This window comes from Streptomyces sp. NPDC049915, from assembly GCF_040656475.1.
Taxonomy (GTDB): Bacteria; Actinomycetota; Actinomycetes; order Streptomycetales; family Streptomycetaceae; genus Streptomyces.
Window position 1 is genome coordinate 89,048 of record NZ_JBFAMH010000012.1, and the last position, 12,953, is coordinate 102,000.

A 12,953-nucleotide genomic window follows, 5' to 3' on the forward strand; every position below is an offset into this window, starting at 1 on the left:
GATGTTCCATCCCGGACGCACCATCAGGGCCGTGCTGCTGCCGCTCGTGGCGGGCCTCGCCCTCACCGCCCTGCCCGCCCAGAGCGCGCAGGCGGCCCCGGCCCTCACCAACGGCGGCTTCGAGGCCGACGGCACCGGCACCGCGACCCCGAGCGGCTGGTCGGAGTACGGCGACAGCGGCGCGAGCTACGTCGAGGCCGGCGGCCGCAGCGGTGGCTACCGGCTCAGCCACTGGTCGTCATCCGCCTACAAGGTGGAGACCTACCAGTACCTGTCAGGCCTGGCCCAGGGGTCCTACACCCTCACCGCCTGGGTCCGCTCCAGCGGCGGCCAGAAGACCGCCTACCTGGCCCTGAAGAACTGCGGCGGCACCGAGCAGCGCACCGACCTCCCCGTCTCCTCCAGCGGCTGGATCAGGATCGTCACGCCGGTCAAGGTCACCGGCAGCCAGTGCACGGTCAGCATCAACAGTGACGCGAACGCGGGCAACTGGATCAACGTTGACGATCTGACGTTCACGCCGGGCACGACCGGCCTGTCCGTCAAGGGCGCCGACATCTCCTCCCTCGCCAAGAGCGAGGCGTCCGGCGGCGTGTACAGGACCCCTTCCGGCACGACCTCGGACGCGGTCACCATCCTGAAGAACGCCGGCATGAGCTACGCGCGCCTGAAGGTCTGGGTGAACCCCGCCGACGGCTACAACGACAAGACCCGCGTGCTCGCCATGGCCAAGCGCGTCCAGGCCGCCGGCATGAAGCTGCTGGTCGACTTCCACTACTCCGACACCTGGGCCGACCCGGGTGCCCAGACCAAGCCGGCCGCCTGGGCGGGCCACACCTACGGTCAACTCAAGACGGACGTGTACCACCACACGTACGACGTCTTGAACGCCTTGAAGGCCCAGGGCACCGCCGCCGACATGGTCCAGGTGGGCAATGAGATCAATGGCGGCATGCTGTGGAGCGAGGGTTCCACCGACAACTGGACCCAGCTCGCCGGACTGCTCAACAGTGGATACAACGCGGCCAAGGCAGTCAACCCCTCCACCCTCGTGGCCCTGCACCTGGCCAAGGGCGGAGACCTGTCCGGCACCCGCTGGTGGTTCGACAGCGCCGTCGCGAACGGCGTGAAGTTCGACGCGATCGGCCTGTCGTACTACGGCTACTGGCACGGCCCGCTTGCCGACTTCCAGACCACCCTCGACGACGCCGCGTCCCGCTACGGCAAGCCGGTCTTCGTCGCCGAGACGGCCTACCCCTTCCGGCTCGACAGCGACGACGCTCTGACCAACCAGATCGACACCACCGGCGAGCTGGTGAACGGCTACCCGGCGAGCGTGGCCGGGCAGACCGCCTGGATGAACACCGTCGCGAATATCGTGGAGGCCGTCCCGAACGGCCGTGGCCTCGGCGTCTTCTACTGGGAGGCGACCTGGACCGCGGTGACCGGAAACGGCTGGGACCCCACCGACGCCTCCTCCGGCAACGGCTGGGAGAACCAGGCGCTCTTCGGCTACGACGACAAGGCGCTGGCGTCCATGTCCTGGTTCCGCCACCGCTGACCTCCCACGGACGCGGCGCACCGCACAGGGCCCGGCCACCACGACGGCGGCCGGGCCCCGCCCGTGCGTCAACTCCCGCCCCTGCCGAAGACGCCGGCCGACGCATCCCGGACAATGCGCGCCGACTGCGGTGCACGAGCGCTCACACCGGGGAACAGTGGGAAGGCGCGGTACGAGGCCCGGCTCAGCCACCCGAGGGGGACACGATGGTGAGGGCTCCCGTCAGCGAGAGGCGTCTGGAGATCCTGCAGTGGCTCGAGCACGCCCCCGCCCCCTTCCCGTCGGACGGGGACCCTTCGCCCGGCGGCGTCACGGCGGACGCGATCGCGGTCGCCCTCGGCGTGCCACCGAGCCTCCTGCAGTGCGATCTCGCCCTGCTGACCCGCGTCGGCCTGGTGCGCGCCCACCAGGCCGGACCGCACACGTACTACCGGCGGGACGAGGTACGGATGGCCGAGGTGGCCCGCATGTTCGAGAAGGGCTGGTGACCCGGCCGGCATGGACCGACCCACGACTCTGCGCCCGATCCGCCACGTCCGCCTGCCCGGTCACGGCCCCGAGGACGTGATCGCCGACCCGCGCGGCAGGATCCTCACCGGCGTGGCCGACGGCCGCATCCTGCGCCTCGACGGCCTGGCCGACCCCGGGGCGCCGCCCCGCGTCGAGACCCTCGCCGACACAGGCGGCCGGCCGCTGGGGCTGGAACTGCTCCCCGGCGGCGACCTCCTCGTCTGCGACGCGGAACGGGGACTGCTGCGCGCCGACCTCACCGCCGGCACCGTACGCGTCCTGGCCGACGAGGTGGCGGGGGAGCGGCTGCGCTTCGCCAGCAACGTGGTCGCCGGACCCGACGGCAGCCTCTTCGTCACCGTCTCCAGCCGCCGCCACCCCCTGCACCACTGGATTGCCGACATCGTCGAGGACACCCGCACCGGCCGCCTGCTCCGCCTCGCGCCCGGGAGCACCGCCTTCGAGGTGGTGCTGGAAGGTCTGCGCTTCGCCAACGGTCTCGCCCTGAGCGCCGACGGCACCTTCCTGGTGCTGGCCGAGACCAGCGCCTGTCGCCTGACCCGCTACTGGCTCACCGGACCGCGGGCCGGTGAGAGCGGACCCTTCGCCGAGAACCTGCCCGGCATGCCCGACAACCTGTGGCGCTCCGGCCCCGACGGCCCGATGTGGGTCGCGCTGGCGGGCCCCCGCGTCCCCGCTCTCGACGTCCTGCACCGTGCGGCCCCCGCGGCACGCCGCGCCGCCGCGCGGGCAGCGGTGCACGCACCCTTCCGCCCCACCGGCACCGCCGCCGTCCTCGCCGTCGACGACGACGGCCGTGTCGTCCATCACCTCGCCAGCCGCCGCTCCGCCTTCCGCATGGTCACCAGCGTCTGCACGACCGCCGGTCACCTGGTCCTCGGCAGCCTGTGGGAGCCGGGCGTCGCGGTCTGCGCCCCGCCCATCGGCGGGTGAGCCGCGCCGTGTCCCGGCGCTAGGCTGGTGTCGGCCGTGATCACCCGCGCGGCGAGCAGGAGACGTACGACATGACAGCCCCGGAAGCCGAGAGCCTCCGCATCCCCGCCGCCCCACGGCACCGGACCGCCTGGCGCGGTCAGCTGCCCGTCGTCGCGGTGGTCGCGCTCGGTGGCGGCTGCGGAGCGGCCGCCCGCTACGGCGCCGGGCTCGCCTGGCCCGCGGCCGGCGGCGGATTCCCGTGGACCACGCTGTGGATCAACATCACCGGCTGCGCGGTGATGGGCGTGTTCACGGTCCTGATCACCGAGGCCCTCGCCGCGCACAAGCTGGTGCGGCCCTTCTTCGGCACCGGAGTGCTGGGCGGCTTCACCACCTTCTCCACCTACGCCGTCGACGTGCAGCAGCTCATCGACCACGGCCACGCGCGTACCGCGCTGGTCTACCTCGCCGCGACCCCGCTCGCGGCACTCACCGCGGTGTGGCTCGCCGCCACGGCGACCCGCCGCGTCCTGACCCGGAGGCAGCGATGACCCGGCTGACCGGACGAGCCCTGCGTCTGACCGTCTTCGTCGGCGAGATGGACACCTGGCACCACAAGCCGCTGTACGCCGAGATCGTGCACCGCGCCCACGCGGCCGGTCTCGCCGGGGCCAGCGTCTTCAAGGGCATCGAGGGCTTCGGCGCCTCCTCCCTGATCCACACCTCGCGGCTGCTGTCGCTGAGCGAGGACCTGCCGGTCGCGATCGTGATCGTGGACACCGAGGACCGCGTCCGCGCCTTCCTTCCGCAGTTGGACGCACTGGTCACCGAAGGACTGGTCACCCTCGACGACTGCGAGGTCATCCGGTACGTCGGACGCGGCGCCGAATCCGGCGAATCGGACAGGAAGGGTAAGAAGTCGTTGTGAACTGGCTGCTCGTCGTCGCCGGCGGCATGGTCGGCGCGCCCTTGCGCTATCTCACCGACCGCGCGGTGCAGTCCCGGCACGACTCGGTCTTCCCCTGGGGCACCCTCGCGGTCAACGTCGTCGGCTGTGTGATCCTCGGACTGCTGACGGGAGCGGCGGCCGCGGGCGCCGTGGACTCCCACGTCCGGCTGCTGCTGGGTACGGGCCTGTGCGGGGTCCTGACGACGTACTCGACCTTCTCCTACGAGACGCTGCGTCTGACGGAGACCGGCGCCCGTCTGTACGCGGCGCTCAACGTCGCCGGGAGCGTGGCCGCCGGGCTGGGTGCGGCCTTCGCCGGGGTGGCGCTGGCTCAGGCTGTCTGGCCGTAGGCGCAGCCTCCAGCCCGCGTGTAGTAAGACTGTCCCGCCCCCCTGTACCCCCTGCCCCTCCAAGAACGGGAATCCATGAGCGTCATCAGCGTCGGCCAGGCCGTCGTCCTCGGAGCCGTCGAGGGAGTGACCGAGTTCCTCCCCGTCTCCTCCACCGGACATCTCAAGATCACCGAGGGGCTGATGGGCATCCCCGTCGACGACAACGCGGTCGTCGGGTTCTCGGCCGTCATCCAGGTCGGCGCCATCGCCGCCGTGCTCGTGTACTTCTTCAAGGACATCGTGCGGATCGTCTCCGCCTGGGGCCGCGGCCTGGTCGACAAGGAGGAGCGGTACCACCACGACTACAAGTTCGCCTGGTGGGTGATCGCCGCGACCGTCCCCATCGTGATCGTGGGCCTGGCCGCCAAGCCGCTGATCGAGGGCCCGCTCGCCTCCCTGTGGGTGGTGGCCGGGTCACTGATCGTCGGCAGTGGCGTGATGTGGGCGGCCGACCAGATGGGCCGGCACAAGCGCGGGGAGGACGACACCTCCTTCAAGGACGCGATGCTGGTCGGCTGCTCGCAGATCCTCGCGCTGCTCTTCCCCGGCTTCTCCCGCTCCGGTGCCACCATGTCCACCGCGCTCATCCTCGACCTGGACCGGGTCGCCGCCACCCGCCTGTCCTTCTTCCTCGGCATTCCGGCCCTGACCGGCGCCGGCCTGTACGAGCTGAAGGACGCGCTCGGCACCGGCGTCGGCGCGGCCCCGCTGGCCGTCGGCACGATCGTCTCCTTCGTCGTGGCCTACGCCTCCATCGCCTGGCTGCTGAAGTTCGTGGCCAAGCACTCCTTCAACGCCTTCGTGATCTACCGTCTCGTCGTCGGCGTGCTGCTGCTCGGCCTGCTCACCACGGGCGCGCTCGACGCCTGACCCCGCACCGCAAGGGGACGGAAAGCCGGCTTTCAGGCTTTCCGTCCCCTGAATTTTTCCTTCCAACCGCCTTGACACGGCCCGTCGGTCACCCGGAGTATCTCTCCCGTGAACCTGTCAGACAGCCGGACAGCCAGTCAGCCTCCCCGGCGCATCAGCGCCATGGAAGCCGTACTCGGCCATCTCCGCGGTGCCATCGAGCGCGGTGAGTACGCCATAGGCGACAAGCTCCCCAGCGAAGCGGAGCTGTGCCGCACCCTGGAGGTCTCCCGGCCCGTCCTGCGTGAGGCGCTGCGCGCCCTGCAGACGATGGGCCTGACGGTCTCCCGGACCGGCAAGGGCACCTTCGTGGTCGCGAACGCCGTCGAGGACCCCACCTTCGGCGACTACGCGGCCAGCGACCTGCTCGAGGTGCGCCGCCACATCGAGATCCCCGTCGCCGGGTACGCCGCCGTGCGCCGCACCCCGGAGAACCTGGACCACCTGGCGCATCTGCTGGACCGCATGGAGCGGGAGACGGACACCACCGCGTGGGTCGCGATGGACACCCTCTTCCACCTCGCCGTGGCCGAGGCCGCCCAGAACCCGGTCTTCCGCCGGGTCATCGAGGAGATCCGCGACGCACTGGCGCGTCAGTCGGCCTTCCTCAACGAGCTGGGCGGCCGACGCGAGCAGTCCAACCGCGAGCACCGGGCCATCGTCGAGGCGCTGGTCGACGGCTGCGAGAACGACGCGATCGAGGCCATGGCCCACCACCTCGACCGCGTCGAGACCACCCTCACCGACATCGTGCGCCCCGCGCGCGCGGCACAACCCACGGAAGGTGGACCCGAGGCGTGAGCGAACAGCACATCAAAGACGAGACGCGCCCCTCGACCCGTCACACAGACGCCGGAGACGCGGGCTACAGCAAGTCCCTGAAGTCCCGGCACGTCAACATGATCGCCATCGGCGGTGCCATCGGCACCGGCCTGTTCCTCGGCGCCGGCGGCCGCCTCGCCGACGCCGGCCCCTCCCTCTTCATCGCCTATGCGGTCTGCGGAGTCTTCGCCTTCCTGGTCGTGCGCGCCCTGGGCGAACTCGTCCTGTACCGCCCGTCCTCCGGCGCGTTCGTGTCGTACGCCCGCGAGTTCCTGGGGGAGAAGGGCGCGTACACCGCGGGCTGGATGTACTTCCTCAACTGGGCGACCACCGGCATCGCCGACATCACCGCGGTCGCCACGTACACCCACTACTGGGGCATGTTCTCCGACATCCCCCAATGGTTGATCGCGTTGATCGCCCTGGCGGTCGTCCTGACCGTCAACCTGATCTCCGTCAGGATCTTCGGTGAGCTGGAGTTCTGGTTCGCGATCATCAAGGTGGCCGCGCTGGTGATCTTCATGTGCATCGGCATCTTCCTCCTGGTGACGCGGCACCCGGTGGACGGGACGACCCCCGGACCGTCCCTGATCACCGACCACGGCGGCGTCTTCCCCAACGGCCTGCTGCCCATGCTGCTGATCATCCAGGGCGTCGTCTTCGCCTACGCCTCCGTCGAACTGGTCGGCGTCGCCGCCGGCGAGACCGAGAGCCCCGAGAAGATCATGCCGAAGGCGATCAACTCGATCATGTGGCGGGTGGGCCTGTTCTACGTGGGCTCGGTCATCCTCCTCTCCATGCTCCTGCCCTGGAACAAGTACACGGCCGGCGAGAGCCCCTTCGTCACGGTCCTGTCGAAGATCGGCATCCCCGCGGCCGGCGGCGTGATGAACCTCGTCGTCCTCACGGCGGCCATGTCGTCCCTCAACTCGGGCCTGTACTCGACGGGCCGCATCCTGCGCTCCATGGCTGTGAGCGGGTCGGCCCCCAAGTTCACCGCGCGGATGAGCCGCACCCAGGTCCCTTACGGCGGCATCCTGCTCACCAGCGGTATGTGCGTCCTCGGCGTCGCCCTCAACTACGTCGTCCCGGCGGACGCCTTCGAGATCGTCCTGAACTTCGCGGCGATCGGCATCCTCGCCACCTGGGGCATGATCATGGTCTGCCACCTGCGCTTCTGGCAGAAGACCCAGAGCAACGAACTGACCCGCCCCGGCTACCGTCTGCCGGGCTCCCCCTGGACCGAACTCGTGACGCTGGCGTTCCTCGCCTCCGTCCTGGTCCTCATGTACGCCGACGGCGGCGCCGGACGCACCACCGTGCAGTGCCTGCCGCTGATCGTCGGCGTCCTGGTCGCGGGCTGGTACGCCCTCCGCGGCCGCCTCGACCGCACCGGGGCCGGCGCGTGAACAGCGCACCCGGCCGCATCCACCCACCACCGAACCAGGCAGAGATGTACAGCAGTTCCCTTGCGGACGCACCCCAGATCCGCGAACCCCTCCACGTCCCCGTGGCCCACCTCATACGCGGCGGCGTCATAGAAGGCATCCACTACGGCTCCGTCGCCGTACTGGGCTCCGACGGCGCCCCCGTCTTCCAACTCGGCGACATCGAGGCGGCGTTCTACCCCCGCTCGGCGATCAAGCCGCTGCAGGCGGTGGCCATGGTCCGGGCGGGCCTGCCGCTCGAAGGAGACCTCCTCTCCCTGGCCGCCGCCAGCCACTCCGGCGAAGAGGTCCACCTGGAGGGCACCCGCCGCATTCTCGACCTGGCCGGCCTCACCGAGGACGACCTGCGCAACGTGCCCGACCTCCCCTTCGACCCCGTCGTCCGGGACGCCTGGATCCGCGCGGACCGCGGCCCGTCCCGCCTGGCCCAGAACTGCTCCGGCAAGCACGCGGCCATGCTGTACACCTGCAAGCTCAACGGCTGGTCCTTGGAGGACTACCTCGACCCCGGCCACCCCCTCCAGAAGGCGATCGCCGAGATCGTCGAGGACCTCACCGGCCAGCGGATCGCCCAGACCACGGTGGACGGCTGCGGCGCCCCCCTCTTCTCCGTCTCCCTGCACGGCCTGGCCCGCGCGGCGGCCCGCATCACCACCGCGGCCCCCGGCACCCCCGAGGCCCACGTGGCCGACGCGATGCGCGCCCACCCCGAGATGGCCTCCGGCTCCGGCCGCGACGTGGCCGCCCTGATGCGGGCGGTGCCGGGGCTGCTGGCGAAGGACGGCTTCGAGGGCGTCCAGGTCGCCGCCCTGCCCGACGGCCGCGCGATCGCCGTCAAGATCGCCGACGGTGCGAACCGGGCGCGCATCCCGGTCGCCGCGGCAGCACTGGCCCGCGCGGGGGTCGCCCCGTCACTCCTCACCGACTTCACGGGCGAGCCGCTGCTGGGCGGCGGCGCGCCCGTCGGCGAGGTCCGCACGGCCCGAGCACTGGACCCCCTGCCGCGGTCCTGACGAACCGGCGCCCCCGGCGGCCGACGTCGGGCCACGCGCCCGGCGCCGACTGCGCTGAACGCCGGCGGTGGCCGCGGATGGGCTGCCCCGGCGCCGCTGCGCCCACCCGTGCCGCACTGGGAGTCCCCCTGTTTGAAGAGCTTGGGGAAGGCACAACTGCCCGCAGCCATATCAGCAGTTGCCCGCACACGAGCGGCGGCCCGCACCCACGGCGGAAGACGCGACGGGCCGCAGCCGCCGGCGGCGGGGAGGGGGCGGGGTGGGGGGTGTCCGCCCGCAGCGGCCGGCACCGGGCAAGGGTGCCGTCGTCGGGGACGGGCGGCCGGACCGAGGGCGGACACCCCCCACCCCGGCCCCGACTCACAGACAACCGCAGGCGCGAACACCAGCCACCCACCCACCGCAACGGGCCGCCGCAGGCCCAAAAGGGGCGCGGGGAACGGCGCGACCAGCCACAACACAACCCGCACGCACCCACAAGGAAGAGACCCATGCGCACCGAACACGACCTCCTCGGCAACCGAGACATCCCCGCAGACGCCTATTGGGGCGTCCACACCCTCCGCGCCACCGAGAACTTCCCCATCACCGGCACCCCCATCTCCACCTACCCCCACCTCGTCAACGCCCTCGCCGCCGTCAAGGAGGCAGCCGCCCGCGCCAACGAGGAACTCGGCCTGCTGAACCCCGAGAAGGCCGCCGCGATCGTCGCCGCCTGCCAGGAGATCCGCGCCGGCAAGCTGCACGACCAGTTCGTCGTCGACGTCATCCAGGGCGGTGCCGGCACCTCGACCAACATGAACGCCAACGAGGTCGTCGCCAACCGCGCGCTCGAACTGCTCGGCCACGCCAAGGGCGAGTACACCCACCTGCACCCCAACGAGGACGTCAACCTCGGCCAGTCCACCAACGACGTCTATCCCACCGCAGTCAAGGTCGCGACGGTCTTCGCGGTCCGTGGACTGCTCAAGGCGATGTCGGTCCTCCAGGACGCCTTCGCCCGCAAGGCCGTGGAGTTCCGCGACGTACTCAAGATGGGCCGTACACAGTTGCAGGACGCGGTCCCGATGACGCTCGGTCAAGAGTTCTCGGCGTACGCCGTGATGATCGAGGAGGACCGCAGCCGTCTCGCCGAGGCCGTCGAGCTGGTCCATGAGATCAACCTCGGCGCCACGGCCATCGGCACCGGCCTCAACGCCCCCGCCGGCTACGCCGAGGCCGCCCGCCGCCACCTCGCCGACATCACCGGCCTGCCGCTCGTCACCGCCGCCAACCTCGTGGAGGCCACCCAGGACTGCGGTGCCTTCGTCCAGATGTCCGGCGTCCTGAAGCGCATCGCCGTCAAGCTCTCCAAGAGCTGCAACGACCTCCGCCTGCTCTCCTCCGGCCCGCGCGGCGGCCTGGGCGAGATCAACCTCCCCCCGGTGCAGGCGGGTTCGTCGATCATGCCCGGCAAGGTGAACCCGGTGATCCCCGAGGTCGTCAACCAGGTCGCCTTCGAGGTGATCGGCAACGACGTCGCCATCACGATGGCCGCCGAGGCCGGCCAGCTCCAGCTGAACGCGTTCGAGCCGATCATCCTGCACTCCCTCTCGGAGTCGATCACGCACCTGGAGCGCGCCTGCCTCACCCTCGCCGGCCGCTGCGTCGACGGGATCACCGCGAACACCGAACGCCTGCGCGCGACGGTGGAGAACTCCATCGGCCTGGTCACCGCCCTCAACCCGCACATCGGCTACACGGCGGCAACGGACATAGCCAAGGAGGCCCTCGCCACCGGCCGCGGAGTCGCCGAGCTGGTCCTGGAGAAGGGCCTGCTCCCCGCCGACCGCCTCGCCGCCCTGCTCCGCCCGGAGGTCGTGGCCGGCAACGCGGCACCCGTGGCCTGACCTGCCGAAGAATGCCGAAGCGCACCGGGGCCGGCCCCGAGGGAGAATAATGATCATGACGTCGTCGAAGACCTTCGCCCCGGTTCTGGAGCGCATCGCCGAGGAGATCGAGCACACCCCCGGCCGCGGCCGCCCCGCCGACTACATCCCGGCGCTGGCGGCCCGCGACCCGCGCCGCTTCGGCATGGCCGTGGCGGAGCCGGACGGCACGGTGTACGGCGTGGGGGACTGGCGTGAGCCGTTCTCCACGCAGTCCATCACCAAGGTCTTCACCCTCGCCCTGGACCTCGCCCGCGAAGGCGACGAGCTGTGGGAGCACGTGGGCCGCGAGCCGTCCGGCAACCCGTTCAACTCCCTGGTGCAGCTGGAGTACGAGAACGGCATCCCGCGCAACCCGTTCATCAACGCCGGCGCCCTCGTCGTCACCGACCGCCTGCACACCCGTACCGGCGACGCGGCGGCCGAACTGCTGGCCTTCCTGCGGGCCGAGAGCGGCAACCACGACTTGGCCTTCGACGAGGAGGTCGCCGCCTCGGAGTCCGCGCACGGCGACCGCAACGCCGCTCTCGCCCACTTCATGGCGTCCTACGGCAACATCGACAACCCGGTGCCCGAACTGCTCGACCAGTACTTCCGACAGTGCTCGATCAGCGCCTCGTGCGCCGACCTGGCTCTGGCGACCGGATTCCTCGCCCGCCACGGGGTCCGCGCCGACGGCTCACGCCTGCTCACCCGCAGCCAGGCCAAGCAGGTCAACGCGATCATGCTGACCTGCGGGACCTACGACGCGGCGGGCGACTTCGCCTACCGCGTCGGCCTGCCGGGCAAGAGCGGCGTCGGCGGTGGCATCATCGCCGTGGTCCCCGGCCGCTGCACGCTGTGCGTGTGGAGCCCTGGCCTGGACGAACGCGGCAACTCCGTCGCGGGCGTGGCGGCGCTGGACCGTTTCACCACGCTCACGGGCCTGTCGGTCTTCTGACAGCACGGCTTGCGGCTTCGGCTCCCGCTGACACTCGCCTGAACGCGCTTGTCGTAAAGCAGTTGAGGCGGATGTGACCGGTCGGTCAAGCTCGACGGCATGTTCTCGCGGAAGAATCGCCGACCGAAGTCCCCGGAAGCGCTGAAGGCCTGGGAGTCCCTGGAGGCCGGCGACATACCCGGCGCCCTGCGCGTGCTGCGGACCGTGGCCGAGACGCTGCCGCTGGGCGAACTCGCCCCCGTGGTGGGCAGGGCCGCGGCGGCGGCCGGCTTCGACGACCTCCGGCAGACCGCCGACGCGCTCGCCGCCCACCCCGAAGGGGCCCAGGAGCAGTACGACTTCGGATACGCCTGTGTCGAACGGGGCGTGTCCTACCTCGCGGTCCCCGCCCTGCGCGAGGCACTGCGCCAGGTGCCGGCCTCGGCCGCGGCGCTGCGTGAACTGGTCTCCGCCTACGAACGCGAGGGCCGCCACCGTGAGGCCGTCGAGGTGCTGAACGCCCGCGAGAGCGACCTCGCCGCCTGGCCGGACCGCTACCTGCTGGCGTACAACGCGCTCATGGCCGGCGACGTGGCCCTCGCCCGTACGCAGCACAACCGGCTCCCCGACCCCGAGGACGCCATCTGGCTCCCCGCCCGCGACCGTCAGCGCGCGATGCTGGAACGCGCCGCGAGCGCCGCGCCGGTGAGCCCGCTGGACGGCACCGACCTGCGGGGATGGCAGTACGTCATGGGCGGATGCGTGCTCGGCACGCTGTCGCCGTACGGCTTCGACGCGGGGATGAACGGCCGGTTCGCCTGGCTCCAGGACACCACCGACCTGTGTCTGCAGGGACTGCTGCGTCTGAAGGCGGTGCTCGCGGCGGCCGAGGTGCGGCCGGGCGCGGTGGCGCTGCTGCCCGACCGCGACAGTCACATCCTCGGCCTGGCCGCCGCCGAGATCCTGGAACTGCCGGCGCGGCCGTACGCACCCGGCGAGCCCGGCACCGTCGTCGTCGCCTACGACCTGAACGACCTCGCCGACACGGACCAGGGCCCGGACATCGTGGCGCAGCTCCTCGACAGGGCCCCGGGACAGGTGCTGCACGAGCACGCCAGTTGCTGGACGGACCCGCCGGTCGTCGCCGCCGACAGCGTCGGCCTGCTGCACCAGCAGGTCACCGCGCCGTGGGCGGAGCGGATGCGGGTCGACGACGACGGCGAGGTGGGCCGGTCGCCGGCCGACGACCGGCCGCCGGCCGAGATCGCGGCGGAGATCGTCGGCGCCGATCCCACGCCGGACGAGGGCGACGGCACGAGCCCGGCCGACCCGGTCGAGAAGCTGACGGATTTCGTCACGGCCGTCCACGGCACCTGGCTGCGAGCCCAGCGCTCGGGCCTGCGCTCGTCAGGACCGGTCACCAGCGGACGTTTCCACTGACGCCTGACGCCTGACGCCTGACGCCTGACGGCCACCGGCCACCCGGCACCGGCCACCCGGCACCGGCCACCCGGCACCGGCCACCCGGCACCGGCCACCCGGCACCCGGTATCGGCCACCCGCCAT

Annotated in this window: 13 protein-coding genes; all 13 read left to right on the forward strand. The window is 71.4% G+C overall.

Annotation, left to right across the window (positions count from 1 at the left end; translation table 11 throughout):
- Position 1: 1 nt before the first annotated feature.
- The 13 genes from AB0J12_RS21955 (at position 2) to AB0J12_RS22015 (ending at position 12,827) form a co-directional block, all read left to right on the forward strand.
- Complete coding sequence (locus tag AB0J12_RS21955) at positions 2-1,561, forward strand: glycosyl hydrolase 53 family protein (protein ID WP_363266015.1); 1,560 nt, start codon at positions 2-4, stop codon at positions 1,559-1,561.
- Positions 1,562-1,767: 206 nt separating this feature from the next.
- Positions 1,768-2,049, forward strand: a complete 282-nt coding sequence (locus AB0J12_RS21960; RefSeq protein WP_363266016.1) for a winged helix-turn-helix domain-containing protein — start codon at positions 1,768-1,770, stop codon at positions 2,047-2,049.
- Between the two features lie 10 nt (positions 2,050-2,059).
- Entirely contained in the window at positions 2,060-3,025 is a 966-nt protein-coding gene (locus AB0J12_RS21965; protein ID WP_363266017.1) for an SMP-30/gluconolactonase/LRE family protein, read from the forward strand.
- Between the two features lie 71 nt (positions 3,026-3,096).
- On the forward strand, positions 3,097-3,558 hold the full coding sequence (gene crcB / locus AB0J12_RS21970; RefSeq protein WP_363266018.1) for a fluoride efflux transporter CrcB: 462 nt from the start codon (positions 3,097-3,099) through the stop codon (positions 3,556-3,558).
- Positions 3,555-3,935 carry a DUF190 domain-containing protein gene (locus tag AB0J12_RS21975; RefSeq protein ID WP_363266019.1) on the forward strand — a complete coding sequence of 127 codons (381 nt, stop codon included), beginning with the start codon at positions 3,555-3,557 and terminating at the stop codon, positions 3,933-3,935. Before crcB (AB0J12_RS21970) ends, AB0J12_RS21975 begins: the two co-directional genes overlap by 4 nt.
- Positions 3,932-4,306, forward strand: coding sequence for a fluoride efflux transporter CrcB (gene crcB / locus AB0J12_RS21980; RefSeq protein ID WP_363266020.1), 375 nt, complete (start codon positions 3,932-3,934; stop codon positions 4,304-4,306). Before AB0J12_RS21975 ends, crcB (AB0J12_RS21980) begins: the two co-directional genes overlap by 4 nt.
- A gap of 75 nt (positions 4,307-4,381) precedes the next feature.
- Entirely contained in the window at positions 4,382-5,218 is an 837-nt protein-coding gene (locus tag AB0J12_RS21985; protein WP_363266021.1) for an undecaprenyl-diphosphate phosphatase, read from the forward strand.
- 162 nt (positions 5,219-5,380) lie between these two features.
- Complete coding sequence (locus AB0J12_RS21990; RefSeq protein WP_363266022.1) at positions 5,381-6,058, forward strand: FadR/GntR family transcriptional regulator; 678 nt, start codon at positions 5,381-5,383, stop codon at positions 6,056-6,058.
- Positions 6,055-7,488 (forward strand): amino acid permease, encoded by a 1,434-nt coding sequence (locus tag AB0J12_RS21995; RefSeq protein WP_363266023.1) that lies wholly within the window; start codon positions 6,055-6,057, stop codon positions 7,486-7,488. Before AB0J12_RS21990 ends, AB0J12_RS21995 begins: the two co-directional genes overlap by 4 nt.
- Positions 7,489-7,532: 44 nt before the next feature.
- Positions 7,533-8,540, forward strand: coding sequence for an asparaginase (locus AB0J12_RS22000; RefSeq protein ID WP_363266146.1), 1,008 nt, complete (start codon positions 7,533-7,535; stop codon positions 8,538-8,540).
- Positions 8,541-9,031: 491 nt separating this feature from the next.
- The gene (aspA, locus tag AB0J12_RS22005; protein ID WP_363266024.1) at positions 9,032-10,429 is read left to right on the forward strand and encodes an aspartate ammonia-lyase; all 1,398 of its coding nucleotides are present in this window, start codon (positions 9,032-9,034) and stop codon (positions 10,427-10,429) included.
- Positions 10,430-10,484: 55 nt separating this feature from the next.
- Entirely contained in the window at positions 10,485-11,408 is a 924-nt protein-coding gene (locus AB0J12_RS22010) for a glutaminase (protein WP_363266025.1), read from the forward strand.
- A gap of 99 nt (positions 11,409-11,507) precedes the next feature.
- Positions 11,508-12,827, forward strand: coding sequence for a hypothetical protein (locus AB0J12_RS22015; protein ID WP_363266026.1), 1,320 nt, complete (start codon positions 11,508-11,510; stop codon positions 12,825-12,827).
- Positions 12,828-12,953: the final 126 nt, after the last annotated feature.